A 24,833-nucleotide genomic window follows, 5' to 3' on the forward strand; every position below is an offset into this window, starting at 1 on the left:
GTCTCCGAACACCTGTCAGCCATGTCCCCGGGCTGAACACTCGCGCTCGCAATGACGGAGGGAGGAGCGTGTGTCTCTCAGGTCATCGGGGCGAGGACGCGTCAGCGCGATGAGATAACCTCAAGCGAGCCGCTTGATCGCGAGCACGTCGCTGCGGCTGGCCTTGATGCGCGCAATCGCTGCACTGATCGGCTCGATCGCCGTCGCCATGTGAAACGCATTGGCGTGCACGAGCGTGTCGGCATCCTTGATAATGGCGACGTGCCCCTTCCAGAAGATGAGATCGCCGCGGCGGAGCGGGTCGCCGGCCGCAAGCGCGCGTCCGAGCGCGGCGAGCTGCAGGTCGCTGTCGCGCGGGCACTCCATGCCCGCAGCATTCAGCGAGAGCTGCACGAGTCCCGAACAGTCGATGCCGAGGCTGGTCTTGCCGCCCCAGAGATAGGGCGTGCCGACGAAGCGCTCGGCAATCGCAACGTAGTCGGGCTCGATATGGTCGAGACCAACTACATGCTGCTTCGGCACGAACCAGCCTTCATGCGTCACGACGAAGCTCGCCTCCTCGCGCGTCACCGCGAGCGTCGATGCCATCGGCAGCGTCTCGACCGGCGGCAGCTTGATCGACGGTCCGGGAAATGCGAAGCTGCGCAGCGCGCTGATCTTGTGGGTCGGTGCGGCAGCGGACGCAGCCAGCGCAGCTTCCGGCAACCAGCCGACATAGTGATCGGCTGCGAGCTGTCCCCAGGCCCAGCCTTCGCCGTTGCGATCGTAGATCGTGACGCGCTCGCCCTTCAGCGCCTGCGTCGCCAACTCGGCGCCCGTGAAGGGCTGCTGTCGCAGCGGCGCGATCGGATCGCCGACGACAAGCGTCTCGCCTTGGACGAAGCGATCAGCGATGACCTGGCCTTCGAGATGCTTGGCGGCGATGTCGCCGCGCGCCGGCGTGAGGCGGGGATCAGCCATAGCGCTCGCTCAGGAGCTTGTAGAGTGCGCGCGCCGCCTGGCACTCGCCGCCTTCGGGCCGTCCTGGCTTGGCCGACGGCGTCCAGGCGAAGATATCGAGATGCAGCCAGCTCCTGGCATGTTCGACGAAGCGCTGCAGGAACAGCGCGCAGGTGATCGAGCCGGCGAAGCCGCCCGACGGCGCGTTGTTGAGGGTCGCAACCTTGGAGTCGAGCCAGCTGTCATAGGGCGCCCACAGTGGCATCCGCCACAGCGGATCGTTCTCGGAAGCCGCGCAGCGCGCGACATCAGCGGCGAGCGTCTCGTCCTGGGTGTAGAACGGCGGCAGATCAGGACCTAGCGCGACGCGCGCGGCCCCGGTCAGCGTGCCCATGTCGATGAGCAGATCCGGCTTGTCCTCGTCGGCGAGCGCCAGCGCATCGGCGAGGATCAGCCGGCCCTCGGCATCGGTGTTGCCGATCTCGACCGTGAGGCCCTTGCGCGAGGGGAAGACGTCGAGCGGGCGGAAGGCGTTGCCGGCGACCGCGTTCTCGACCGTCGGAATCAGCACGCGCAGATGCAGCTTGAGCTTCGCGTCCATCACCATCTGCGCCAGCGCCAGCACATTGGCGGCGCCGCCCATGTCCTTCTTCATCAGCAGCATGCTGCTCGACGGCTTGAGATCGAGCCCGCCGGTGTCGAAGCAGACGCCCTTGCCGACGAGCGTCACCTTGGGATGCGCCGGATCGCCCCAGATCAGCTCGATCAGGCGTGGCGCCCTGGTCGAGGCGCGGCCGACGGCGTGAATGAGCGGAAAATTCTGCTGCAGCAGGTCGTCGCCGATGATGCTGGTGAAACGGGCGCCGAAGCGCTCGGCGACCTGTTTTGCGGCCGCTTCCAGTTCCTCCGGCCCCATGTCGTTGGATGGCGTGTTGACGAGATCGCGCGCCAGGCTCGCGGCATCTGCCAGCCGATCGAGCTCGGCGGCTGCGACGCCGTCGGGCGGCACGAGGCGGACCTCCGGACTCTCCGCCTTGCGATAGCGGCCGAAGCGATAGCTGCCGAGCGCGAAAGCGAGCGCGGCCAGCCGCGGATCATGCGGCGCATTGTCGAAGCGGTAGGTGCCCGCGGGCAGCAGGCCGGGCAGGCTGCCGGCCCGGAACGGGTCGCAGTGCTTGGCATCGCTGTCCTCGATGCCGAACAGCACCTGCGCGATACGGCCATCCGCACCAGGGAGGATCAGGCAGCTGCCGGGCTTGGCCGCGTAAGCATTGGCCTCGGCGAAATTACGGGCTTCCGCCGGCAGCGTGTCGCGGAGGGCCGGCCAGCTCGATTTCGTCACGAAGGTGATGGGAATGGCCGATGGGGCGGGGGCGGTCTCGAAGATCGATGGCATGTCTTCCAAGTCCTTGACGGTCGCGCTGCCGGCAGACTTCGCAGAGTTTGACGGCCGCTGCAATCGCACCGGCGGCATCGCCCGGATGTCGACGCAGAGCTGCCATCCGCGCCCGGTTCATGCCATTAACCGGCTGTTAGCGTTAACAGTTTATTGCTGGCGCGTTCATTTCGCTCGTCCCCAAAGTTCAAGTGACATGCGTCAGCAGCCTCCCCTCAGCCGGCTCCTTGCGTCGGCCGCACTCCTCGCACTTCTCGCTGCCGGCCTCGGCGGTTGCCAGACCGTGTCCGACGTCACGGGATCGCTGAAAAGCCGTGCCGAGCCGCCGCCACCGGCGACCCCGCAACGGGCGGCCGACGTGTATGGCGAGCGCTATCGCGCCAACCCGAAGGATGCGGTTGCCGCGGTCGCCTATGGCCAGGCGTTGCGCAACAATGGCCAGCGCGAGCAGGCGGTCGCCGTTCTGGAGCAGGCGACGTTGGCCAATCCCGGCAACAAGACCGTGCTCGCCGCCTATGGCCGGGCGCTCGCCGACAATGGCAATTTCAAACTGGCCTTCGACGTGCTGTCCCGCGCGCACTCGCCCGACAACCCCGATTGGCGGCTGCTGTCGGTGCAGGGCACCGCGCTCGACCAGATGGGCCGTCACGACGAGGCGCGGCGCTATTATGAGAGCGCGCTCAAGATCGTTCCGGGCGAGCCGTCGGTGCTGTCCAATCTCGGCCTGTCCTACATGCTGACGCGGGAGCTGCCGAAGGCGGAGGAAGTGTTGCGTCAGGCCTATGGCTCGCAACAGGCGGATGCGCGGGTGCGCCAGAACCTTGCCCTCGTGGTCGGCCTGCAGGGACGCTTCAGCGAGGCCGAGCAGATCGCGCGTGCCGACCTGCCGCCCGACGAGGCCGCCGCCAACGTCGCCTATCTCAAGGAGATGATCCAGGGGCAGAGCCAAGGCCGCGGCAAGGCCAAGTCACGGCCCGGCGCGCCGGTCGCGGCGCTCAGCCAGCCTGAGGAATGATCGACGCCGCGTCCGCGAGCAGGCGACGGCAGGTCTCGACGAACACATCGGCCCCGGTGACGATGTCGGCGTCGGCGGTGTTCTCGGTCCAGTGATGGCTGACGCCGCCGATCGACGGCACGAACAACATGCCGGCCGGCATGATGGTGGCCAGCACCTGCGCGTCGTGGCCGGCGCCACTCGGCATCCGCAGCGACCGACCGCCGGCGAGATCGCGGCTCGCAGCCTCGATCGTATCCTGGAACGCGGCATCCATCATCGCCGGCGCCCCGGTGCGGATGCGCTCGACGGCGATCTGACAGGAGCCTGAAGCGGAGTCCGCATCGGCGAGGGCGTGCAGCAACTGCTCCAGCCGCGCGATGACGGCGGGATCGTCGTCGCGGATCTGGAACAACATCTCGGCCCGCCCCGGAATGATGCTCGGCGCGCCGGGATCGAGGGTGATGCGCCCGGTGGTCCACACCGTGCGCGGGCCGCAGGCGGCCGGAAAGCGGGCGTCGATCGCAACGCAGAACCTGGCCAGAGCCAGGCCGGCGTCCTTGCGCACCGCCATCCGCGTGGTCCCCGCATGGTTCTGCTCGCCCGCAAAAACGATGCGGTATTGCCAGATGCCGACGATCGAGGTGACGATGCCGATCTTGAGCTCGCTGTGTTCGAGCGTGTCGCCCTGCTCGATGTGAGCCTCGAGATAGCCGATGTGGCGGCCGCGCTCGGCCTGCAGGCGCGGCCGGCCGGCAAGGCCCATCTCGGTCAAGGCCTCGCGCATGCTGCGCGGGCTGCTGCGGTCGCGGGCGGCGTCGATGTCGGCCTCGCTGACCTGGCCCACATAGGAGCGGCTGCCGAGGAAGCTGCCGAAATGGCCCTCTTCGTCGCACCAGGAGGCGACTTCCACCGCTCCCGGGATCGACGGATCGGGATTGAGCACGCGTGCGGCCTCGAGCGCGTAGATCACCCCCAACGGACCATCGAGCCAGCCGGCATGGTTCTGGCTCTCCAGATGCGATCCCGCCAGCAGCTTCGGGCCGGGCTTGGCGCTGGTGCCGAGCACATTGCCGATGCCGTCGATGGTGGGCGTGAGCTGCGCGTCGGGCAGCCGCTCGGCCAGCCAGCTCAAGGATTGACGGTGCGCTTCGGAGAAGGTCGGACGGTGGACGCCGGTCTTGTAGCGTCCGAACGCGCGCAGCGCGTTGAGATCGGCGAGGACGCGGGCGCCATCGGCGCGGCGGAACTGGGCGGACATCAGGCGGAGACCTCGATCATGCTCCGCCTAGCTTCCAGCTGCCGTCGTCGTCTGCAAGCAAAATCTCCGCCCGCTACTGCATCGCGGCGACCTTGATGCCGGTCGGTCCCAGAATGACCACGAACAGCACCGGCAGGAAGAACAGGATCATCGGCACCGTCAGCTTCGGCGGCAGCGCCGCAGCCTTCTTCTCGGCTTCGTTCATGCGCATGTCGCGGTTCTCCTGCGCCATCACCCGCAGCGATTGACCGAGCGGGGTCCCGTAGCGTTCGGATTGCTGGAGCGCGAGGCAGACGGACTTCACGCCCTCGAGGCCGGTGCGGCGCGCGAGGTTCTCATAGGCGACCTTGCGGTCCTGCAGATAAGAGAGCTCGGCGGTGGTCAGCGTGAACTCCTCGGAGAGCGCGATCGACTGGCTGGCGATCTCCATCGACACCTTGCGGAAGGCGGCCTCGATCGACATGCCGGACTCGATGCAGATCAGCAGAAGATCCAGCGCATCGGGGAAGGCACGCTTGATCGACAGTTGGCGCTTTGAGATCGCGTTGCTCAGGAACAGCATCGGCGCCTGCAAGCCGAGATAGGCCATGCCGATGCAGATGCCGATCTTGATCGGCAACGACTTCTGCAGATTGGCGATCACGAAGACATAGAGCACGGAGCCGACGAACAACACCACGGGCGTGACGAGCCGCGCGAACAGGAATGTGATGTAGGGCGCCTGACCGCGATAGCCGGCCATGATCAGCTTCTCGCGCGCCGCCTCCTGCGCCAGCCATTTGGTGAGGTTGAAATCATCCACCACCTTGGCAACCAGCTGCTTCGGGGTCTGGCGCAGCGACACCTTCTCGCCGGCATTCATCCGCTCGCGTTCGCGCTGCTTGATCCGCTCGCGCTCGCTCGCCACCGCCTTCATGCGCTTGTTCAGGTTCTCGCCCGCGAACAGCGGCATGATCAGCGTATAGACGGTTGCGCTCGCCGCGATGGCGGCGAACAGCATCGTCATGAAGTGCGGGTCGTGCAGCTTGGTGACCAGAAAGTCGACCATGGTCCACCTCAGAAATCGAAGTTGATCATCTTCTTCATGACAAAGATGCCCATGGACATCCACACCACGCAGCCGACCAGCATCAGCTGGCCGGTGGGATGGGTCCACAGCAGGGAGATGTAGTCGGGCGTGCTGAGATAGACCAGCAGCATCACGATCGGCGGCAGCGATCCGATGATGCCGGCGGAGGCCTTCGCTTCCATCGACATCGCCTGAATCTTCTCGGCCATCTTCTTGCGGTCGCGCAGCACCTTGGACAGGTTGCCCAGCGCCTCGGACAGGTTGCCGCCCGACTTCTGCTGGATCGCGACGACGATGCCGAAGAAATTGGCTTCCGGCAGCGGCATGCGCTCATAGAGCCGCGCGCAGGCCTCGCCGAGCGGCATGCCGATCGCCTGCGTCTCGATGATGGCGAGGAACTCGCTGCGCAGCGGCTCGGGGGCGTCGGCCGCGACCACCTTGATGGACTCGAACAGCGGCAGGCCGGCCTTGATGCCGCGGACGATGACGTCGACGGCGTCGGGCAGGGCTGCCAGAAACTTCTTTTCGCGGCGCTTTTTCAGGAAGTTCAGGATCCAGCGCGGCAAACCGAAGCCCGCGGCGAAGCCGAGACCGAGGGCGCCAAGCGGGCCGCCGCCGCCGAAGAAGGCGATTGCGGCGGCCATGAAACCGAGCACTCCGGAAATGATCCAGAATTTCTGCACCGTCCAGTCAAGTCCGGCCTGCGAGATCCGCAGGTTCAGCGGCACCTTGCTCTGCTTCTGCGCTTTGGCTTCGAGATCCTTCAGCGAGGACTCGACCTGCTCGCGGCGTGAGCGCTGATTGCGTTCCGCCTGGCGAACCACCGGCTCCGATTTGGCGACACTGCTGCGCCGCTGCTCGGCCTTCCGTTCTCCCGACAGCATGGGATAGAGGAACACCCAGGCGATGCCGCCGATCGCGGTGGCGGCGAGAAAGGCCAGGGCGAGAACCTGAAGCTTCATGGCGCCGCTCCCTTAGTCCTTGCTCGCGACTTCGGCGGCGTCGAGCGCCGCCGCCAGCCGCTTCTCTTCGCCATAATAGCGCGCGCGCTCCCAGAAGCGGGGACGGCCGATGCCGGTGGAGCGATGGCGTCCGATGATCTTGCCGTTCGCGTCCTCGCCGATCATGTCGTAGAGGAAGATGTCCTGCGTGATGATGGTGTCGCCTTCCATCCCCATCACCTCGGTGATGTGGGTGATGCGGCGGGAGCCGTCACGGAGGCGCGCCGCCTGGACGATCACGTCGATCGATGCGCAGATCATCTCGCGAATGGTCCGCGATGGCAGCGAGAAGCCGCCCATCGTGATCATGGATTCGCAGCGCGACAGCGCCTCGCGCGGGTTGTTGGCGTGCAGGGTGCCCATCGAGCCGTCGTGACCGGTGTTCATGGCCTGGAGGAGATCGAATGCCTCCGGGCCGCGGACCTCGCCGACGATGATGCGTTCAGGACGCATACGCAGGCAGTTTCGGACCAGCTCGCGCATCGTGACCTGGCCTTCGCCCTCGATGTTCGGCGGCCGTGTTTCCAGGCGGACCACATGCGGCTGCTGCAGCTGGAGTTCGGCCGCGTCCTCGCAGGTAATGATGCGTTCGTCGTGATCGATGTAGTTTGTGAGGCAGTTCAACAGCGTGGTCTTGCCGGAACCGGTACCGCCGGAGATCAGCACGTTGCAGCGGACGCGACCGATGATCTGCAGGATCTCCGCGCCTTCCGGCGAGATCGCGCCGAACTTGACCAGCTGATCGAGCGTCAGCTTGTCCTTTTTGAACTTACGAATGGTGAGCGCAGGCCCATCGATCGCCAGCGGCGGCACGATGGCGTTGACGCGGGAGCCGTCGGCGAGACGGGCGTCGCAGATCGGCGAGGATTCGTCGACGCGGCGGCCGACCTGGCTGACGATGCGCTGGCAGATGTTCAGCAGTTGCTGGTTGTCGCGGAAGCGGATGCCGGTGCGCTGGATCTTGCCGGCGACCTCGATGTAGACCGTGCCGGCGCCGTTGACCATGATGTCGGCGATGTCGTCGCGTGACAGCAGCGGCTCGAGCGGACCGTAGCCGAGCACGTCGTTGCAGATGTCGTCGAGCAGTTCTTCCTGCTCCGCGATCGACATCACGATATTCTTGATCGCAATGATCTCGTTGACGATGTCGCGGATTTCCTCGCGCGCCGACTCGCCGTCGAGCTTGGCAAGCTGGGCGAGGTCGATCGCCTCGATCAGCGCGCCGAAGATCGTCGCCTTGACCTGGTAGTAATTGTCCGAACGCCGGGCTTCCACCACGGGGGGCGGGGGCGGAGGCGCCTGCCGGGCCGGAGACAAAGGCGGCGAGGCGACCGTCGGAGCAGCCGCGCGCGGCGCCGCCGGCGCCGGCTCGGGCGCAGGCGCAGCCGGCCTGGGAGCCCTGGTATCGTTGTCCAATCCGCTACGCTTACCAAACACGACCTAGAACTCCACGCGTGCTTACTTCGACCTCAGCTTGTCGAGCAGAGGTGACAGGAAGGAGCCTTTCGGCTTCTTGGTCTCGCTGCGGCCGGTCAGCCGCTGGGCGATCTGCAGAAACATCTCAGTGGTCCGATGATTGGGCGACATCTCCGCAATCATCTGGCCGTTGTTCGCGGCCGCACCGAAGACCTGAGGCTCGAACGGTATCGAGGCGATCGGCTGGCTCTCGATCGCCTTGGCGAATTCGCTCGCATTGATCTCCGGCCGCTTGGGAACGCCGACCTGGTTCAGGCAGTACAGCGGCATGCGGTCGTTCGGGCGCGCGGCCTTGAGCAGGTCGTAGATGTTCTTGGTGTTGCGCAAGGAGGCAAGGTCCGGCGCGGCCACGATGAGGATGTCGTCCGCGCTGATCAGCGCCCGCTTGGTCCAGCCCGACCATTGGTGGGGAACATCGAGCACGATACACGGCATCGAGGCCCGGAGCGTATCGAAGATCGCATCGAACGCCTCGACGCCGAAATCGTAGACCCGGTCGAGCGTGGCAGGTGCCGCGAGCAGGCTCAGATGATCGGTGCATTTGGACAGCAGCCGGTCCATGAAGGCAATGTCGATTCGGTCCGGCGAGAACACGGCGTCGGCGATGCCTTGTGCGGGATCCTGGTTGTAGTCGAGACCGGCCGTACCGAAGGCGAGGTCGAGGTCGGCGACGACGGAATCCATCGAGAGGTCGCGGGCGATCGCCCAGGCGACGTTATGCGCGATGGTCGACGCGCCGACGCCGCCCTTGGCGCCAACGACGGCGATGATGCGGCCGACCGCCTTGGCCTCGGGCGCGGAGAACAGGTTGCAGATCGAGCGCACGACATCGATCGGCGTGACGGGAGACAGCACGTAATCGCTGACGCCGCGGCGCACCAGTTCGCGGTACAGCGTGACATCATTGACGCGGCCGATCACGACGACGCGGGTGCCCGGATCGCAGACGGTCGCGAGCTGATCGAGGCCGGTGAGGATGTCGGAGCGCGCATCGGTCTCGAGGATGATCACGTTGGGGGTCGGCGCCGAGCGATAGGCCTCGATGGCCGCGGCCATGCCGCCCATCTGGACCTTCAGATGCGCCTTGCCCAGGCGCCGGTCCTCACCGGCGGCCTGAACCGTGGCGGCCGTCTCGACCGTCTCGCAGAACGCCTGCACCGACACGCGCGGGGCCGGCGCGATATGATCGTCGGCCGGCGGCGGCACGACGTCGGGCTGCTCCTCTGGGGTCTGTCGGGCGTAGCTGATCATTTGCCTGTGTCGCTGAGTTTGGCCTTATCGGCTTCGGGATAGGTGATCGCGGTTGACGATCCCTTGCGGTATTTGTCGAACAGCGCGGTGCGCCGCGTGGTGTAGGACGGCGTCTCGGCGCGCGGCTGCACCAGATCGGCGGGGTTGTCGACCATCGCGGCCATATTGCGCTGGTAGGCGCAACCGAAGTTCCAGTCCGGCTTGTTCTCGAACCAGTTCTTGTTCTTGATCGTGGGGCCGAGATCGTCAGGCCAGACGCCGCACGGGCCTGCCGTCGCCGACATTTTCGGATAGCTCAGGCGGATCGCCGCCATCTGGCGCGGGTCCTTGGGCTGATAGTTCCGCACGGTGAGGCCATGCGGCGGGACGCCGGCGGCAGCGAACAGCGATTGAATCTCGCGCATGGAATCGCCGGCCGCGCGCGCATTCGGCGTGCCGGTTGGCACGTCGGCGCTGATCGCGCCGGTGCCCTGGCGAAGCCAGCTCTGCGCCAGCGCCATCACTTCCGCGCGCTGCTCGGCGGTTAGGCCGCCACGGCCTTGACCGACGAAGACGACGAGCGAGTCGGGAGCTTCCTGGACGGCGATCGGATGGCGCAGCCGGTAGTCGTCAGGGATGCTCGCCGTCATGGCGTCGTCCCTGGCGTGGTTGCAGGCGCCGAGCAGGGCGGCCGTCGCGGTCAGCATGGCGGCGAGAGGCAGGCGGCGAGCGGGGCTGGATTTCGTGGTCATCGTTGCAGGTCCTTGTCCCAGCTCAGTCCGTGATGAAACCGTAGGTGCCGCGATAGCTGCGTCCGGGTTCGACCCGGCCGGGCACGCCATAGATGCGATTGATGCTGCCCAGAAGATCGGCTTGCCGATCGGATGCTGCGGCGAAGCCGTCGTCGGGACGTGAGAGATCCTTCTGCGCGACGGCGCGCACGACGAACGGCGTCACCAGCACCATCAGTTCGGTCTGGTTGTTGACGTAGTCGCGGCTGCGGAACAGCGTGCCGAGAACCGGCAACTGCATCAGGCCCGGCATGCCGCTGATCGCCTGCTTGGTCTGCTGCTGGATCAGGCCGGCCATCGCCATGGCGCCGCCGGAGGGGATCTCCAGCGTCGTCTCGGCGCGGCGGGTCTTGATCGAGGGAACGGTGAGCGAGTTCACGGTCGATGAGGTCACCGCCTGCGACAGGGTGATGGAGTTCTCGTTGGAGAGTTCGGACACCTCCGTCATCACCCGTAGCGAAATCCGGCCCTCGGCCAACACGACCGGTGTGAAGTTGAGGGAGATGCCGAACTTCTTGAAGCTGATCTGCGTCGTACAGACATGGGTCGTCGGATCGCAGGAATAGCCGGCCGGAACCGGGAACTCGCCGCCGGCGATGAAGGTAGCCGACTCGCCCGAGATCGCGGTCAGATTCGGCTCGGCCAGCGTGCGGATCACGCCGGCGTTCTCCATGGCCCGCAGCGTCGCCTGAACCGAAGACCCGAACGACGCGTTGATCGCATTGTTGGAGACCAGGTTGCTGCCATAGGCGGTGAACGGGTTGGAGTTGGCGAATTTGACCACCGCGGTGCCGTAATTGAGCTGGCCCGACAGATCGATGCCGAGCTGCTTGACGACGGAGCGCTGGACCTCGGCAACCGTCACCTTGAGCATGACCTGATCGCGGCCTCTGACCGTGATCGAGTTGACGACCTTGTCGGCGCCGCCTGCGAGTCGCGCCGCGAGCTCGCCGGCCTGCTGAGCCTCGATCTGGCTCGCGGCCGAGCCGCTCAGGACGATGCTGTCGCCGAGGCCCTCGATCTGGATGTCCGAATTGGGCAGCAGCTGCTTCAGCGCGGCACGCGCCCCGTTGAGATCGCGCTTGACCGCAATGTCATAGGCCGCGATCTGCTGTCCCTGGGCATCGAAGAAGACGATGTTGGTCTGGCCGACGGTTGCGCCGATGATGTAAGCGCGCTGCGACGAGCGGACCACGGCGTTGGCGATCTTCGGATCGGCGACGAGCACATCCTTGATGTCGCGGGGCAGATCGATGACCACGGATTTGCCGACGCCGAGCGCCAGGAAGCGTGCATTGATCTGGCCGTCGGCCGCGGCTGCCGTGACCGCCGGGCGATAATCCGCCGCGATCACCGGCGCCAGCGCCGGATTCAAGGTCAGCGCAGCGGCGGCCGAAAACGACAGCGCGCGAACCATCGCGGTCCGCAGTTTTCGCTGATTTTCGCTGCATGTCATCGTGGTGGTCCTCTCGGTCACTTCTGCGTCGTCATCGTGCTGGGAATGCCGAAGCGGATGACGGCGACGCTGTCGCCGCGCCTGCGGCTGTTCTCGTCAGAGCGGTTCTCGGCGACGTTGATGTCGGCAATGCTGCGCAGGGCCAGCGACAGGGTCCCGCTCTGGCGCGCGCGCGCCAGCGTCTCGGCCTGCTCCGGCTTCAGTTCCAGGGTGACGGTCTTGCCCACGACGGTGGTCTGGCCATCCTTTTCCTTGGGCGCCTGGTCGATCGCCAGGACGCGAATGTTCGACAGAATGATCTCCGAACTGATGACGTCGCCGGCATTGGGCTGCTCCGGATTGCGCTCGCGCTTGGACAAGAGCACGTCGACCCGATCATTCGGCAGGATGAAGCCGCCGGCCCCGGTCTCCGGTGAGATCTCGGTGGAGACGGCGCGCATGCCGGCGGGGAGGATCGCGGCCATGAAGCCCGAGCCATCGGCCTTGACCAGCTTCTGCTCGCGGATCGGCTCGCCGGCGATGAACGGCGCCCGGGCAATCATGCCGGTCACCTCGGCATCGCCCTTCGACCGATCCTTGCGCTGGATGAAGCTGGAGCTCGTCGTCGCCGCCGGCCAGCTCTGCCATTGCAGGTGTTCAGGCTTCAGCGACTGGCCGAGGTTGATGTCGGATTTGGCGACCAGGACTTCGACGGTCTCCACGGTCGGCGCAACAGCGGCGACCGGAGCCGGCCGATCGTCGGATCCGCTCGCGAGATATGCGGCCACGCCGCCAGCGCCCACAGCGATGGTGAGAACCACAACACGTGCGGTATTCATACGCTTCACTTTCCACATTACGCCGCGACGCTTCCGCCGCCGTGATGGGAGTTGAGCAGTTATTCGTCAAAGCATGGTTAATGAGGCGTATCTAAATCGCCTTAACACCGCGTTCACACGGTGTCTCAGGGCATCGCGAAGCGCGCCGCGTCGATCGTCTTCACCCAGTCGGTGTCCGGGTAGACCATCAATGCGCCCAGGGCGAGCGCGATGCCATAGGGCACGCCGCTCTCCCCGGCATGCAGACGGGCAAGCCAGGGCTGTCCGGCCAGCATGTACGGCAGCGGCCATTGCCGGAACTGCATCAGCAGCAGAGTCAGGACCCCGCCGAAAATCGATGCGTAGAGGAGGTAGTTCATCAGATGGGCGAAGCCGAACCATAGCGCGGCCGCCGACGCGACCTTGGCATCGCCGCCGCCGATCCAGCCGAATGCAAAGCAGGCAAATGCGACGACGAGCAGGAGTGCGCCGGCGCCAACATGGCTGAGCATGTCCTGCATTCCCATCCCGCTCAGCGGCGCCAGCACCAGAAATCCCGCAAGCAGCGCGAATGAGACGCGGTTCGAGATGGTCATCGTGAACAGGTCGCTCGCCGCGGCGAACGCCATCAGGGCCGGGAACAGCAGAAGGCGCGCAAGATCAAGGGTCATAGCTTCCGACGGCATTGGAGCGGCGCGGGTGGGCGGTCACGCGACGGTAGCGGCAAGACCTAAATGATCAGAAAACGGCTGCCACGGCCGGAGCACGGCGGCCGGCTTCACCAGATGCTGACGATGCGGGCGGTGAGAACGATGATGGACAGGCCGAGTGCGAGACATACCCAGCGCATCGTCGCATCGGTCCGACCAAGGGAGCGCCTGGACGCGCCGGCCGGCAGAACGTGGTTACGCATGACTGAACGCCACCGGAAAAGAACGCCAAAACAATAAAGGCCCCGGATCGCCGGGGCCTTTTTGCTCGATCGTGACGACCGCTTACTTCAGCGACGAGTTGATCGACGAGAACTTGGAGCTCAGGCTGGTGCCGAGACCGTTCACGGCGGCAATGATCGCGAGCGAGATGCCGGCAGCGATCAGGCCGTACTCGATGGCGGTCGCGCCGGATTCATCCTTCACGAAGCGAGCAAGCAGATTCTTCATAGGTAACTCCATGTACACGTGGCTGGTCGAACATGATCTGGTCGTTGCGGCGTTCTCAGCACCGTGACCATGCGGCTACCCTAGGCAGCAGGCATTTCGGCGTAGTTAATTCGGTCGATGAAACACGGCGACAAATGCCTGTTATTGCGCAGAGTAAATTTCGAATGAAGCGCATGAAGAAAAGTTGAAACATTGCGCAATCACATCTGAGTCCATCTTCGATGAGGTGGTTCCGCGCAGCCGGCGGCGCTTCGCGCAGCGCGATGTCGAGATGCGATGCGCCGTCATGCGCACACTTCTTTCCGGCATTTCTTCCATCCGCGTCTTGCGCTCCCGGTGAGCACCCACGCGCTGTGGGTTCACGGCTCCTTAAGCGCGACGGAGTACGCCTCGGGAAAGTTCATGAAATGAGGCACGTGATGTCCGGTCTGCCATGGGAAGTCGCACTGATGCTCGGCCAGACCATCGAGAAGGTGCTGCCGATCACCCTTGCACTCGCTGTGGTCTTTTCGGTCCTGAGCCATTTCTGGGCCTGCAATCCCGGCAAGCCGTGGTGGCAGAAGCGCGAGCTCGTCACCGACATGGTCTATTGGTTCTTCGTGCCGGTGTTCGCGCGTGTGCTGCGCATCGGGTTGCTCGTGCTCGGGGCAGGCGTGGTGTTCAATATCCACGACGCAGACGAGTTGATCGCGTTCTATGAAAATGGCCATGGGCCGCTGGCTCAGCTGCCGGAATGGCTGCAAGGTCTGCTGTTCATCGTGCTCGCCGACTTCATGCTGTATTGGACGCACCGGCTGTTCCATGGCGGCGAGTTCTGGAAATATCATGCCGTGCATCACTCCTCCGAGGACCTTGAATGGATCTCGGCGGCGCGGTTTCATCCCATCAACCTGATCCTCGGCACGATCGCCGTCGACGTGATCCTGCTGATGGCCGGCATCTCGCCGAATGTGATGATCTGGGTCGGTCCGTTCACGACGTTCCATTCGGCCTTCGTGCACGCCAACCTCAACTGGACGCTCGGACCCTTCAAATATGTCCTGGCAACTCCGGTCTTCCATCGCTGGCACCACACCGCGATCGAAGAGGGCGGCAACACGAACTTTGCCGGCACCTTCCCGCTTTGGGACATTCTGTTCGGGACGTTCCGGATGCCGGAAGGTCGACTGCCGGAGAACTACGGCAAGGATGAAGCCGCGATGCCTGGCGAATTCGCCGGCCAGCTTGTCTTTCCCTTCCGCCGCTGAACGCCGGCCCGCAGGCTTAAGGCGAGTGGGCAACGTTTGCAGATCGTTCACCAATTGAGCGCAGATTTGCCGCGTCGGGCGCCGTCACCGCTGCGTATCGCTTGAGACGGCTCGTCAATGTCCCGGGGTTCCAGAATGTCGTTCAGTGTGTGGTGTCGTCCTCATCTTTCCCTGGCATGGCGCGCTTGCGTGGCCGCGATGCTGCTGTGGCCTGCCGCGGCGTCGGCCGATCCCGATCCGGCCATCGCCGTGAATGTCGATCAGGCGAAACTGGTCAAGCTGCCCGACAGGGTCGCCACCCTGGTGGTCGGCAACCCCATGATCGCGGATGTCACTCTGCAGAGCGGCGGCATCATCGTCGTCACGGGCAAGAGCTACGGGGCGACGAACTTCATTGCGATGGACCGCGGCGGCCAGGTGCTGGTCGATCGCCAGATCCAGGTGGCTGGTCCGACGGACAGGCTGGTGACGGTTTATCGCGGCGTCGATCGTGAGACCTATAGCTGTATGCCTGTGTGCCAGCGTCGGGTGACGCTGGGCGATGGTGACAATTACTTCAAGTCGGTGCTCGAGCAGGCCGGAACGATGTCCAGCACGGCGAGCGGCAGCGCCGCATCCGGCCCCAAGGCCAATTGACGCCAGCAGCGCTGCCGCCGGCGCCACGCTACCAGCGTTCTGCATCGCGCGAGGCGCATTGCCGCCTTGCGCTGCGCGTCGTGGCGCATGGGTGATCCGCGCAAATCTCTGCCGCGAGACCTTCTCTCGCAGTGAGGCCTGCCGGGATGACGAACGATCGTGGCAATCTCGACACGTGGTTAGCGGATCGTTGACGCGCCGCCCCACCTCGTCCGTTTCGTAGGAAACTCTTTCCCAACAAGTTTCCGCTATTTCTTTCACCCAGGTTGACGTGCCTCCCTCAAATCGGATGAACCCATGCAATCGTCCTCGATCGCCTCGTTGCGCAGCCTTTTGCGACGTTTTCGGCGCAATCGGCGGGCCTCCGCCGCGCTCGAATTCGCTCTGGTGGCGCCGATCTTCTTCGCGCTGCTGTTCGCGATCATCGAAACGGCCCTGATGTTCTTTGCCGGTCAGGTGCTCGAAACCATCACGCAGGATTCGGCGCGCATGATCCTCACCGGGCAGGCGCAGCAGGGGTCGTATACGCAGTCCCAGTTTGCGAGCTATGTCTGCAACCAGGTGCCGGCGCTGTTCGACTGCAACAAGATCTATATCGACGTGAAGAGCTACTCGAAGTTCGCCGACGTCTCGATCAGCAGCCAGATCGATAATTCCGGCAACTTCGTCAACAACATGACCTACAGCCCAGGCGCCGCCGGAGACATCGTCGTGGTCCGGCTGTTTTATCAATGGCCGATCTTCGTGACCGGGCTTGGCTACAACATCGCAAACCTCTCGGGCAGCAAGCGGCTGCTGGTTGGAACGGCCGCCTTCAAGAACGAGCCGTATTCATAAGACCGCCAAGGTGTCCATCATGCATTGTGCAAAAAGACCGGGAGCTTCGATGGGCGACCGCCTGCTTCGCCGCCTCGGCGCTTTCGGGGCCGACAAGCGGGGGATCGCCGCCACAGAATTCGCCTTCATTGTCCCGCTGATGCTGGTGATGTTCTTCGGTACAGTGGAGTTCTGCTCGGGGATCGCCGTCGATCGCAAGGTCACGTTGATGGCGCGGACCCTGTCCGATCTGACCTCTCAGTCGACCTCTGTCGGGGACTCCGACATGTCGAATTTCTTCGCTGCGTCGACTGGCATCATGTACCCCTATTCGACGACGCCGGTGAACGCGACGATCACTGAGCTCTATGTCGACCCCAAGACGATGCAGGCCACCGTGATGTGGAGCAAGGGATCGGCCCCGCGCTCGTCAGGCACCACGGTCGGTGTGCCGGCCGACCTGCTGGTCAGCGGCACCTACCTGATCTTCAGCGAGGTCAACTATCAATATGTGCCGACGATCGGCTATGTGATGGCGAAGACCGGCATCAAGCTCAGCGATGTCGCCTACACCCGCCCGCGGCAGTCGACCTGCGTGTTCTACAGTCCGAAGACGAGTTGCTAGAGCATGATCCGGAAAGGCGGAAACCGGCTTTCCGCAGATATCATGCTCAAACAAAGCGCTTAGCCAGCCGCCGCGTCGTCGCAGGCCGACCTTCGCAACCTCATCAACATCGAACATGAAAAAGGCCGCTCGACGCGGCCTTCTTTTTTTGACTTGCAGCTTTGTCAGCTGGGCCGAGCGGGTCGAAACTGACCCGCCGCCTTCAACGTCGCCAGCTTAGCTGGCTGCGCGGAGGTTGTCGGCCGACGACTTGCCCGAACGACGATCGGCCACGATCTCGTAGGAGATCTTCTGGCCTTCGCGCAGCGTGCCGAGACCGGCGCGCTCGACGGCGCTGATGTGCACGAACACGTCGTTGCCGCCGTCATCCGGCTGAATGAAGCCGTAGCCCTTGGTTGCGTTAAACCACTTCACGGTTCCCATGCTCACGGGGGTAGTTCCCTTCTCAGATATCAAATGCGTAACCCAGGATCCTGGGCTGGTTAGATCGAATTTTTGGAAGGGTCGTCAGCGTCTGAACCGGCTGTACCGGTAATAGCTAATCTCGTCCGGCCGAAAATCGATTGCCGCATATTCTATTGGAAATGGGGCCGCAAAACAATCCTGAGCTGCGCGCGCGCGCACGATTTTTTGCGCGCCGGCCGAGGACCGGCGCGCTCATTGCGCAAGAGATAATCATGCCGCGAGAGGGTGAAATAATGTTCCACCCTGGACTGAGCACTGACCGTTCAGCGGCGGCGGAACTGCCCGCCGCGCTGCGGCGCACCACGTGGAGGACCGCCTGGGCTGCTGGGCCGCTCATCCTTGTGACGGAAGATGAGGCGGCCCTTTTCCAGATCGTAGGGCGACATCTCGACGGTCACGCGGTCGCCCGCCAGCGTCTTGATGCGATTCTTTTTCATCTTGCCCGCGGTGTAGGCAACGATTTCGTGCCCCGCATCGAGTTGAACCCGGTAGCGCGCGTCGGGAAGGATTTCGGTGACCAGCCCTTCGAACTGGATCAGCTCTTCCTTAGCCATGTCTCTCTCCAGATCGATAGACGTCTAGTTTGGCCGTTGGTTGCGGTTATGAGCGTGGTTTTTGGGTCTGCCTTCGCGATGCAGGAATGCAACGCCTTGAATCGACCCGGACTTGCCGCCGCCTTGCGACGGTCGGTTGGGCTCCTGACGATTGCCTGGCAGAGCCGGCATCTTAGCATTGGAACGCCGACGACGGCGAGGGCCTTTTGCGGCGTTGCCACCATCATTGGCCCGCGCATTCTGCATGCCAGGGCGGCCGCCAGGACGCTGGGGCTGGCCGGCGGGCGCCGCGTCGCGGTGACCCGGCGTCCGGCGATCCTCGCGCGGCAGCGTGGTCTTGGTCAGCCGCTCGATGTCCCGCAGGTAGGACAGTTCGTCCGCTCCCGCCACCAGCGAGATCGCGACGCCATCGGCGCCGGCGCGCGCGGTGCGCCCGATCCGGTGCACATAGGTCTCCGGTACGTTCGGCAGGTCGAAGTTGACGACGTGGCTGACGCCGTCGACGTCGATGCCGCGCGCGGCAATATCGGTGGCGACCAGGGTGCGGATCTCTCCGGTGCGGAACGCTGCCAGGGTGCGCTCGCGGTGGTTCTGCGACTTGTTGCCGTGAATGGCCTGAGCCGGAATGCCCGCCTTTTCGAGGCCCTTCACGACCTTGTCGGCCCCGTGCTTGGTGCGGGTGAACACCAGTGCCCGATTGACCGGCTCATCCTTGAGCAACTGGGCCAGCAGGCTCGGCTTGGCGGAGTGGTCGACCTGGATCACGCGCTGGGTGATGCGCTCGACCGTCGACGACACCGGCGTCACCGCCACCCGCGCGGGATCGCGCAGCATGGCGTCGGCCAGTTCGGCGATGTCCTTCGGCATGGTCGCCGAGAAGAACAGGGTCTGGCGCTTGATCGGCAGCTTGGCCACGATCTTTCGGATGTCGTTGATGAAGCCCATGTCGAGCATGCGGTCTGCTTCATCGAGCACGAGGAACTCGACCTGGGTCAGCTTCAGGGCATTGCCCTGAACGAGGTCGAGCAGCCGGCCGGGCGTGGCGACCAGCACGTCGACGCCCGGCATCAAAGCGCGGACCTGGCGTCCCATGGGCACACCGCCGATGGCAAGCGCCGAGGTCAGGCGGATATGACGGCCATAGGTGTTGAAGCTGTCGAGGATCTGGCCCGACAGCTCGCGGGTCGGGCTCAGCACCAGCACGCGTGCCGTTTTCGGCTGCGGCTTGATGCGGGTTTCCAGCAGACGATGCAGGATCGGCAGCGCAAAGGATGCCGTCTTGCCGGTTCCGGTCTGCGCGATGCCGATCACGTCGCGGCCTTGAAGCGCGATCGGGATGGTCTGGGCCTGGATCGGGGTGGGGGTGGTGTAGTTTTCTTCCTTCAGCGCGCGCGTCAGCGCGTCGGCGAGGTTAAAATCCTGGAAGGATGTCAAAAGCGTGGGCTTTCCATATGAGGATAAGGCCCTCGTCGGCATGGGGCCGGACGCGGGCGGGTGACTAGAGACACCCGCGTGTTTGGAGCGCCTATTGTGGAGTGCTGAGGATGCGGAGCCAAAAGCTCTGGATGAGCTAAAGAACACGCGGCTCGCAAAGATCCGGCTGATTCGCCTCGATCTGCCAGCTATATGGAGCAGCTGCGCGCCACTTTCAAGGCCACGTGCGTACCGCAGTGGCGATCGAGGTGGTACCCCGCTGCTTTAAAATTAGTCATTCAAAACAATCTGCACAAATTTGGCGCTACTTGCTGGCCGATTGGTCAGGTTCGCTGCTCAAAAGATGGGCTGTTGGTTGCGACCTTCGGTCGCGATTGGACTGATTTTTAATATTCCTTCAATGGCTTACCCGGTGGGAGGGGCGTGGCACGCTTCTTGCGATTCTTCCGCCGCAGACCGCCGGCCGCTTTGGCTGCGAAGCACGTCTGCGTCAGGGAGATATTCACTCATGCTTACTCGACTCACTCAGGAATTAACGGCGCCGTTCAGCCGCCGTCGCTGGCTGGCTGCTGCTGCCGGCCTGGCACTTGGCGCTGCCGGCTTCGGCCCGGCGATGGCCGCGGACGACACCATCAAGATCGGCGTTCTGCATTCGCTGTCCGGCACCATGGCGATCAGCGAGACCACGCTGAAGGACACGATCCTGTTCCTGATCGACGAGCAGAACAAGAAGGGCGGCGTGCTCGGCAAGAAGCTCGAGGCCGTCGTGGTCGACCCTGCGTCGAACTGGCCGCTGTTCGCCGAGAAGGCGCGCGAGCTGATCACCAAGAACAAGGTCGCGGTCGTGTTCGGCTGCTGGACCTCGGTGTCGCGCAAGTCGGTGCTGCCGGTGTTCAAGGAGCTCAACAGCATCCTGTTCTACCCGGTCCAGTACGAGGGCGAGGAGAGCGAGCGCAACGTGTTCTACACCGGTGCGGCGCCGAACCAGCAGGCGATCCCGGCGGTCGACTACCTGATGAAGGAAGAGAAGGTGAAGCGCTGGGTGCTGGCCGGCACCGACTACGTCTATCCGCGCACCACCAACAAGATCCTGGAAGCCTACCTGAAGTCCAAGGGCGTGGCTCAGGACGACATCATGATCAACTACACGCCGTTCGGTCACTCCGACTGGCAGACGATCGTCGCCGACATCAAGAAGTTCGGCTCGGCCGGCAAGAAGACCGCCGTGGTCTCGACCATCAACGGCGACGCCAACGTTCCGTTCTACAAGGAGCTCGGCAACCAGGGCATCAAGGCCAAGGATATCCCGGTGGTCGCGTTCTCGGTGGGTGAGGAAGAGCTCGCCGGCATCGACACCAAGCCGCTGGTCGGCCATCTCGCCGCCTGGAACTATTTCGAGTCGATCAAGACCCCGGCCAACGAGAAGTTCATCAAGGATTGGCAGGCCTACACCAAGAACCCGAAGCGCGTCACCAACGACCCGATGGAAGCGCATGTGATCGGCTTCAACATGTGGGTGAAGGCGGTCGAGAAGGTCAAGTCGACCGACGCCGACAAGGTCATCGATGCGCTGCCCGGCACCGAGGCTCCGAACCTGACCGGCGGCGTGTCGAAGATGCTGCCGAACCACCACATCACCAAGCCGGTGTTCATCGGCGAGATCAAGGGTGATGGCCAGTTCAGCGTCGTCTACAAGACCAAGGACCTGGTCCCCGGCGACGCCTGGTCGAAGGAGCTCGAAGGCTCCAAGGACCTGATCGGCGACTGGGTCGGCAAGAAGTGCGGCAACTTCAACGTCAAGACCAACAAGTGCCTGGGTTCGGGCACCTGATCCCGACCTTACGACCTCATCACGACCGGAGAAGGCGGCGATCAGTGCCGCCTTCTCTCTTCCTCCTGCCGGGGTGGTCCAGTGCCTGCCATTGTTCTCGCGATTGTTCGCAGCCTTCTTCTATCCATTGCCCTGATCGTCGCGGCCGTTCCGGCCTTCGCCGCCAGCTTCGAAGAGTCCGTCGCCAAATTCGCCAATGACGATTTCTCCGACACCGATGATGCGGTGGGCGAGATCGCGGTGTCTGGCAATCCGCTGGCCTATCCGATCATCAGCGCGCTGCAGGACGAGCGGCTGATGTTCGATGCCGAGACCAAGAAGGTCTATGTCAAGCAGGCCGACGGCAAGATCATCGATGCGGCCACCGGCGCGGCCGTCGACAAGCTGCCCGACAATGCCGCGGCGGTGAGCCTCAACAATCGCCTGCGCCGCAGTGTCGACGCCGCGCTGGGCGGCCTGACCCTGCTGTCGCCGGACGTGATCAGGCGGCTGTCGGCGGCGAAATCCGTGTTCAAGTCGCATGACGAGGCGACGCTGCCGACGGTGGACTCGGCGCTCGCCAAGGAAACCAACCGCAGCGTCAAACAGGCGCTGACCGAGGCGCGCGCCGCCATTCTCCTGTTCAAGTCCGATGCCAGCGAGGTCGACAAGCTCGAGGCCGTCGCGACCATCAGGGCGCGCAGCGATCAGGAAGCGCTGGCGCTGCTGACCGAGATCAGCGGCGGCGATCAGCCGGCGAGCGTTGCCAAGGCCGCGGCCGGCGCCATCGCCGCGATCCAGAGTTCGCTCGCGATCTGGTCCGGCGTGCAGAACGCCTGGTACGGTCTGTCGCTCGGCTCGGTGCTGCTGCTGGCCGCCATCGGCCTCGCCATCACCTTCGGCGTCATGGGCGTCATCAACATGGCCCATGGCGAGATGGTGATGCTCGGCGCCTACACCACCTTCGTCGTGCAGGAGGTGATCCGCACGCGCTACCCGGCGCTGTTCGACTATTCGCTGCTGATCGCGGCCCCGCTCGCTTTCTTGGTGGCCGGGGCAATCGGCGTGCTGATCGAACGCACCATCATCCGCTTCCTCTATGGTCGTCCGCTGGAGACGCTGCTGGCCACCTGGGGCCTGTCGCTGATCCTGCAGCAGGCGGTGCGTTCTGCCTTCGGCCCCACCAACCGCGAGGTCGGCAATCCCTCCTGGATGAGCGGCGCGTTCGAGCTCGGCCAGATCACCATCACCTATAACCGGCTCTGGATCCTCTGCTTCACCATGGCCGTCTTCGCGATCCTGCTGGCGATGCTGCGCTACACCGCGCTTGGGCTGGAGATGCGCGCGGTGACGCAGAACCGCCGCATGGCCGCGTCGATGGGCATCGCGACGTCGCGGGTCGATGCGCTCACCTTCGGCCTCGGCTCCGGCATTGCCGGCATCGCCGGCGTGGCGCTGTCGCAGATCGACAATGTCAGCCCCAACCTCGGCCAGAGCTACATCATCGACTCCTTCATGGTCGTGGTGTTCGGCGGCGTCGGCAATCTCTGGGGCACTTTGGTCGGCGCCTTCACACTCGGCATCGCCAACAAGTTCCTGGAGCCGGTCGCCGGCGCCGTGCTCGGCAAGATCGCTATCCTGGTGCTGATCATCCTGTTCATTCAGAAGCGCCCGCGCGGCCTGTTCGCGCTCAAGGGCCGGGCGGTGGAAGCATGATGCCGCATATGCTGACGAGGTCGCTGGACCGCGCCGCGACCATCTTCGTGCTGATCGTGGCCGCCTGCGGCGTCCTGATCCCGCTGTCGAACCTGCTGCTGCCGGCAGGCTCCGCGCTGCAGGTGCCGACCTATCTGGTCGCGCTATGGGGCAAATATGTCTGCTACGCCATCCTGGCGCTCTCGATCGATCTGATCTGGGGCTATTGCGGCATCCTCTCGCTCGGCCACGGCGCGTTCTTCGCGCTCGGCGGCTATGCGATGGGCATGTATCTGATGCGCCAGATCGGCACCCGCGGCGTCTACGGCAATCCGATTCTGCCGGACTTCATGGTGTTCCTGAACTACTCCAAGCTGCCGTGGTACTGGCACGGCTTCGACATGTTCTGGTTCGCCGCGCTGATGGTCTTGTTCGTACCGGGCCTGCTGGCGTTCTGTTTCGGCTGGCTGGCATTCCGCTCGCGTGTGACTGGCGTGTATCTGTCGATCATCACCCAGGCGATGACCTACGCGTTGCTGCTCGCTTTCTTTCGCAACGATTTCGGCTTCGGCGGCAACAACGGTCTGACCGATTTCAAGGATATTCTCGGCTTCAACGTCCAGGCGGAGGGCACCCGCGCCGCCTTGTTCGCGCTGAGCTGCCTCGCGCTCATTCTGGCCTTCCTGATCTGCCGCGCCGTGGTGTCGTCCAAGCTCGGCAAGGTGCTGATCGCGATCCGCGACGCCGAGTCGCGGACGCGCTTCCTCGGCTATCGCGTCGAGTCCTACAAGCTGTTCGTGTTCACGCTGTCGGCCTGCATGGCCGGCGTGGCCGGCGCTCTCTACGTGCCGCAGGTCGGTATCATCAATCCCTCGGAGTTCGCACCGGGCAATTCGATCGAGGCGGTGATCTGGGTCGCGGTCGGCGGCCGCGGCACGCTGGTCGGCGCGGCGCTCGGCGCGGTTGTCGTCAACTACGCCAAGACCTTCTTCACGTCAGGCGTGCTCGCGCCCTATTGGCTGTTCATGCTCGGCGCGTTGTTCGTCCTGGTCACCCTGCTGCTGCCCAAGGGCATCCTCGGCACCTTCAACAGCTGGTGGGATCATGTCAGCAGCAAGACGCCGAACGCCGACAGCGCCGCCCGCGAGGACGGCGTCACTGAACCCAAGATGGCGGAGTGAGCGGCATGAATGTGATGGATACGAGATCGACCTCCGCGCTGCTCTATCTCGACGGCGTGCACGTCTCCTTCGACGGCTTCCACGCCATCAATAATCTCTCGCTGGCGTTGGAGCCTGGTGAGATGCGCGCCATCATCGGGCCGAACGGCGCCGGTAAGACCACGATGATGGACATCATCACCGGCAAGACCAAGCCCGACGAGGGCACGGTGCTGTTCGACGGCAAGACCGATCTCACGCGCCTCGACGAGACCCGCATCGCCGAGCTCGGCATCGGCCGCAAATTCCAGAAGCCGACCGTGTTCGAGAGTCAGTCGGTCGAGGACAATCTGCTGCTGGCGCTCAACGTCGATCACAGCGTCAAGGGCACGCTGTTCTGGCGCGGCTCGAGGGGCGAGGCTGAGCAGATCGACAAGGTGCTGGAGACGGTGCGGCTGAAGGACGTCCGGCGCAAGCTCGCCGGCAGCCTGTCGCACGGCCAGAAGCAGTGGCTGGAGATCGGCATGCTCCTGGCGCAGGACCCGAAGCTGCTGCTGGTTGACGAGCCGGTGGCCGGGATGACCGATGTGGAAACGCATCAGACAGCCGAGCTGCTCAAGGAAATCAACAAGGATCATACCGTCATGGTCGTCGAGCACGACATGACCTTCGTCCGCGAGCTCGGCGTCAAGGTCACCTGCCTGCATGAAGGCACTGTCCTCGCTGAGGGCACCATCGATCAGGTGTCGTCGAACGAGCGGGTGATCGAAGTGTATCTGGGTCGATAAGCGAATAGGCGAGTAGCGAATAGGGAAGCGCAG

Annotated in this window: 25 protein-coding genes; 9 read left to right on the forward strand and 16 right to left on the reverse strand. The window is 64.3% G+C overall.

Going from position 1 to position 24,833, the window contains the following annotated elements; translation table 11 throughout:
- Positions 1-120 precede the first annotated feature (120 nt).
- Positions 121-960: a C40 family peptidase gene (locus tag HL671_RS35880; protein ID WP_172243501.1), complete on the reverse strand. Its 840-nt coding sequence runs from the start codon at positions 958-960 to the stop codon at positions 121-123.
- The gene (locus HL671_RS35885) at positions 953-2,335 is read right to left on the reverse strand and encodes a leucyl aminopeptidase family protein (RefSeq protein WP_172243504.1); all 1,383 of its coding nucleotides are present in this window, start codon (positions 2,333-2,335) and stop codon (positions 953-955) included. Before HL671_RS35885 ends, HL671_RS35880 begins: the two co-directional genes overlap by 8 nt.
- A gap of 196 nt (positions 2,336-2,531) precedes the next feature.
- Here HL671_RS35885 and HL671_RS35890 point away from each other — a divergent pair, with 196 nt between their 5' ends.
- A complete protein-coding gene (locus tag HL671_RS35890; RefSeq protein ID WP_172243507.1) occupies positions 2,532-3,350 on the forward strand; it encodes a tetratricopeptide repeat protein in 819 nt (272 codons plus the stop codon).
- On the opposite strand, the gene HL671_RS35895 is transcribed toward HL671_RS35890, so the two are convergent.
- The 11 genes from HL671_RS35895 to HL671_RS35940 all read right to left on the reverse strand — a co-directional run bounded on the left by HL671_RS35895 (position 3,331) and on the right by HL671_RS35940 (position 13,570).
- Positions 3,331-4,590, reverse strand: a complete 1,260-nt coding sequence (locus tag HL671_RS35895; protein WP_172243510.1) for a Zn-dependent hydrolase — start codon at positions 4,588-4,590, stop codon at positions 3,331-3,333. The two genes, HL671_RS35890 and HL671_RS35895, sit on opposite strands and share 20 nt — an antisense overlap.
- Before the next feature lie 73 nt (positions 4,591-4,663).
- The gene (locus tag HL671_RS35900; protein WP_012046848.1) at positions 4,664-5,638 is read right to left on the reverse strand and encodes a type II secretion system F family protein; all 975 of its coding nucleotides are present in this window, start codon (positions 5,636-5,638) and stop codon (positions 4,664-4,666) included.
- A gap of 8 nt (positions 5,639-5,646) precedes the next feature.
- Positions 5,647-6,621, reverse strand: coding sequence for a type II secretion system F family protein (locus HL671_RS35905; protein ID WP_012046847.1), 975 nt, complete (start codon positions 6,619-6,621; stop codon positions 5,647-5,649).
- A gap of 12 nt (positions 6,622-6,633) precedes the next feature.
- Entirely contained in the window at positions 6,634-8,097 is a 1,464-nt protein-coding gene (locus HL671_RS35910; RefSeq protein ID WP_083780730.1) for a TadA family conjugal transfer-associated ATPase, read from the reverse strand.
- A 21-nt stretch (positions 8,098-8,118) separates the two neighbouring features.
- Positions 8,119-9,387: a CpaE/TadZ family protein gene (locus HL671_RS35915; protein WP_172243513.1), complete on the reverse strand. Its 1,269-nt coding sequence runs from the start codon at positions 9,385-9,387 to the stop codon at positions 8,119-8,121.
- On the reverse strand, positions 9,384-10,118 hold the full coding sequence (locus HL671_RS35920) for a CpaD family pilus assembly protein (protein ID WP_012046844.1): 735 nt from the start codon (positions 10,116-10,118) through the stop codon (positions 9,384-9,386). The genes HL671_RS35915 and HL671_RS35920 overlap by 4 nt, the downstream gene beginning before the upstream one ends.
- 22 nt (positions 10,119-10,140) lie before the next feature.
- Positions 10,141-11,613: a type II and III secretion system protein family protein gene (locus HL671_RS35925; protein ID WP_172243516.1), complete on the reverse strand. Its 1,473-nt coding sequence runs from the start codon at positions 11,611-11,613 to the stop codon at positions 10,141-10,143.
- Between the two features lie 17 nt (positions 11,614-11,630).
- Positions 11,631-12,431, reverse strand: coding sequence for a Flp pilus assembly protein CpaB (gene cpaB, locus HL671_RS35930; RefSeq protein WP_041751730.1), 801 nt, complete (start codon positions 12,429-12,431; stop codon positions 11,631-11,633).
- Positions 12,432-12,556: 125 nt separating this feature from the next.
- Positions 12,557-13,081 (reverse strand): A24 family peptidase, encoded by a 525-nt coding sequence (locus HL671_RS35935; RefSeq protein WP_172243519.1) that lies wholly within the window; start codon positions 13,079-13,081, stop codon positions 12,557-12,559.
- A gap of 107 nt (positions 13,082-13,188) precedes the next feature.
- Positions 13,189-13,323: a hypothetical protein gene (locus HL671_RS38860; protein WP_256374682.1), complete on the reverse strand. Its 135-nt coding sequence runs from the start codon at positions 13,321-13,323 to the stop codon at positions 13,189-13,191.
- Between the two features lie 82 nt (positions 13,324-13,405).
- Entirely contained in the window at positions 13,406-13,570 is a 165-nt protein-coding gene (locus HL671_RS35940) for a Flp family type IVb pilin (protein ID WP_012046840.1), read from the reverse strand.
- Between the two features lie 419 nt (positions 13,571-13,989).
- Between HL671_RS35940 and HL671_RS35945 the strand changes: the two genes are divergently transcribed.
- From HL671_RS35945 to HL671_RS35960, 4 genes are all read left to right on the forward strand, one after another.
- The gene (locus tag HL671_RS35945) at positions 13,990-14,817 is read left to right on the forward strand and encodes a sterol desaturase family protein (RefSeq protein ID WP_172243522.1); all 828 of its coding nucleotides are present in this window, start codon (positions 13,990-13,992) and stop codon (positions 14,815-14,817) included.
- A 198-nt stretch (positions 14,818-15,015) separates the two neighbouring features.
- Positions 15,016-15,453: a pilus assembly protein N-terminal domain-containing protein gene (locus tag HL671_RS35950; protein WP_012046838.1), complete on the forward strand. Its 438-nt coding sequence runs from the start codon at positions 15,016-15,018 to the stop codon at positions 15,451-15,453.
- A gap of 297 nt (positions 15,454-15,750) precedes the next feature.
- On the forward strand, positions 15,751-16,290 hold the full coding sequence (locus HL671_RS35955) for a TadE/TadG family type IV pilus assembly protein (RefSeq protein ID WP_012046837.1): 540 nt from the start codon (positions 15,751-15,753) through the stop codon (positions 16,288-16,290).
- 49 nt (positions 16,291-16,339) lie between these two features.
- A complete protein-coding gene (locus HL671_RS35960) occupies positions 16,340-16,894 on the forward strand; it encodes a TadE/TadG family type IV pilus assembly protein (RefSeq protein ID WP_012046836.1) in 555 nt (184 codons plus the stop codon).
- Positions 16,895-17,110: 216 nt separating this feature from the next.
- On the opposite strand, the gene HL671_RS35965 is transcribed toward HL671_RS35960, so the two are convergent.
- The 3 genes from HL671_RS35965 to HL671_RS35975 all read right to left on the reverse strand — a co-directional run bounded on the left by HL671_RS35965 (position 17,111) and on the right by HL671_RS35975 (position 19,347).
- A complete protein-coding gene (locus tag HL671_RS35965) occupies positions 17,111-17,323 on the reverse strand; it encodes a cold-shock protein (RefSeq protein WP_011440687.1) in 213 nt (70 codons plus the stop codon).
- Positions 17,324-17,622: 299 nt separating this feature from the next.
- Positions 17,623-17,913 (reverse strand): translation initiation factor IF-1, encoded by a 291-nt coding sequence (gene infA, locus HL671_RS35970; protein WP_012046835.1) that lies wholly within the window; start codon positions 17,911-17,913, stop codon positions 17,623-17,625.
- 24 nt (positions 17,914-17,937) lie between these two features.
- Entirely contained in the window at positions 17,938-19,347 is a 1,410-nt protein-coding gene (locus HL671_RS35975) for a DEAD/DEAH box helicase (protein WP_172243524.1), read from the reverse strand.
- 508 nt (positions 19,348-19,855) lie between these two features.
- On the opposite strand from HL671_RS35975, the gene urtA reads away from it, so the two are divergent.
- The 4 genes from urtA to urtD all read left to right on the forward strand — a co-directional run bounded on the left by urtA (position 19,856) and on the right by urtD (position 24,800).
- A complete protein-coding gene (gene urtA / locus HL671_RS35980; RefSeq protein WP_012046833.1) occupies positions 19,856-21,178 on the forward strand; it encodes an urea ABC transporter substrate-binding protein in 1,323 nt (440 codons plus the stop codon).
- Between the two features lie 81 nt (positions 21,179-21,259).
- Entirely contained in the window at positions 21,260-22,873 is a 1,614-nt protein-coding gene (gene urtB, locus HL671_RS35985; protein ID WP_172243526.1) for an urea ABC transporter permease subunit UrtB, read from the forward strand.
- Entirely contained in the window at positions 22,870-24,033 is a 1,164-nt protein-coding gene (gene urtC / locus HL671_RS35990; protein WP_012046831.1) for an urea ABC transporter permease subunit UrtC, read from the forward strand. Before urtB ends, urtC begins: the two co-directional genes overlap by 4 nt.
- Positions 24,034-24,038: 5 nt before the next feature.
- Positions 24,039-24,800, forward strand: a complete 762-nt coding sequence (gene urtD, locus HL671_RS35995; protein WP_012046830.1) for an urea ABC transporter ATP-binding protein UrtD — start codon at positions 24,039-24,041, stop codon at positions 24,798-24,800.
- Positions 24,801-24,833 lie beyond the last annotated feature (33 nt).

The sequence above is a fragment of the Bradyrhizobium denitrificans genome (assembly GCF_013179005.1).
Lineage (GTDB): Bacteria > Pseudomonadota > Alphaproteobacteria > Rhizobiales > Xanthobacteraceae > Bradyrhizobium > Bradyrhizobium denitrificans.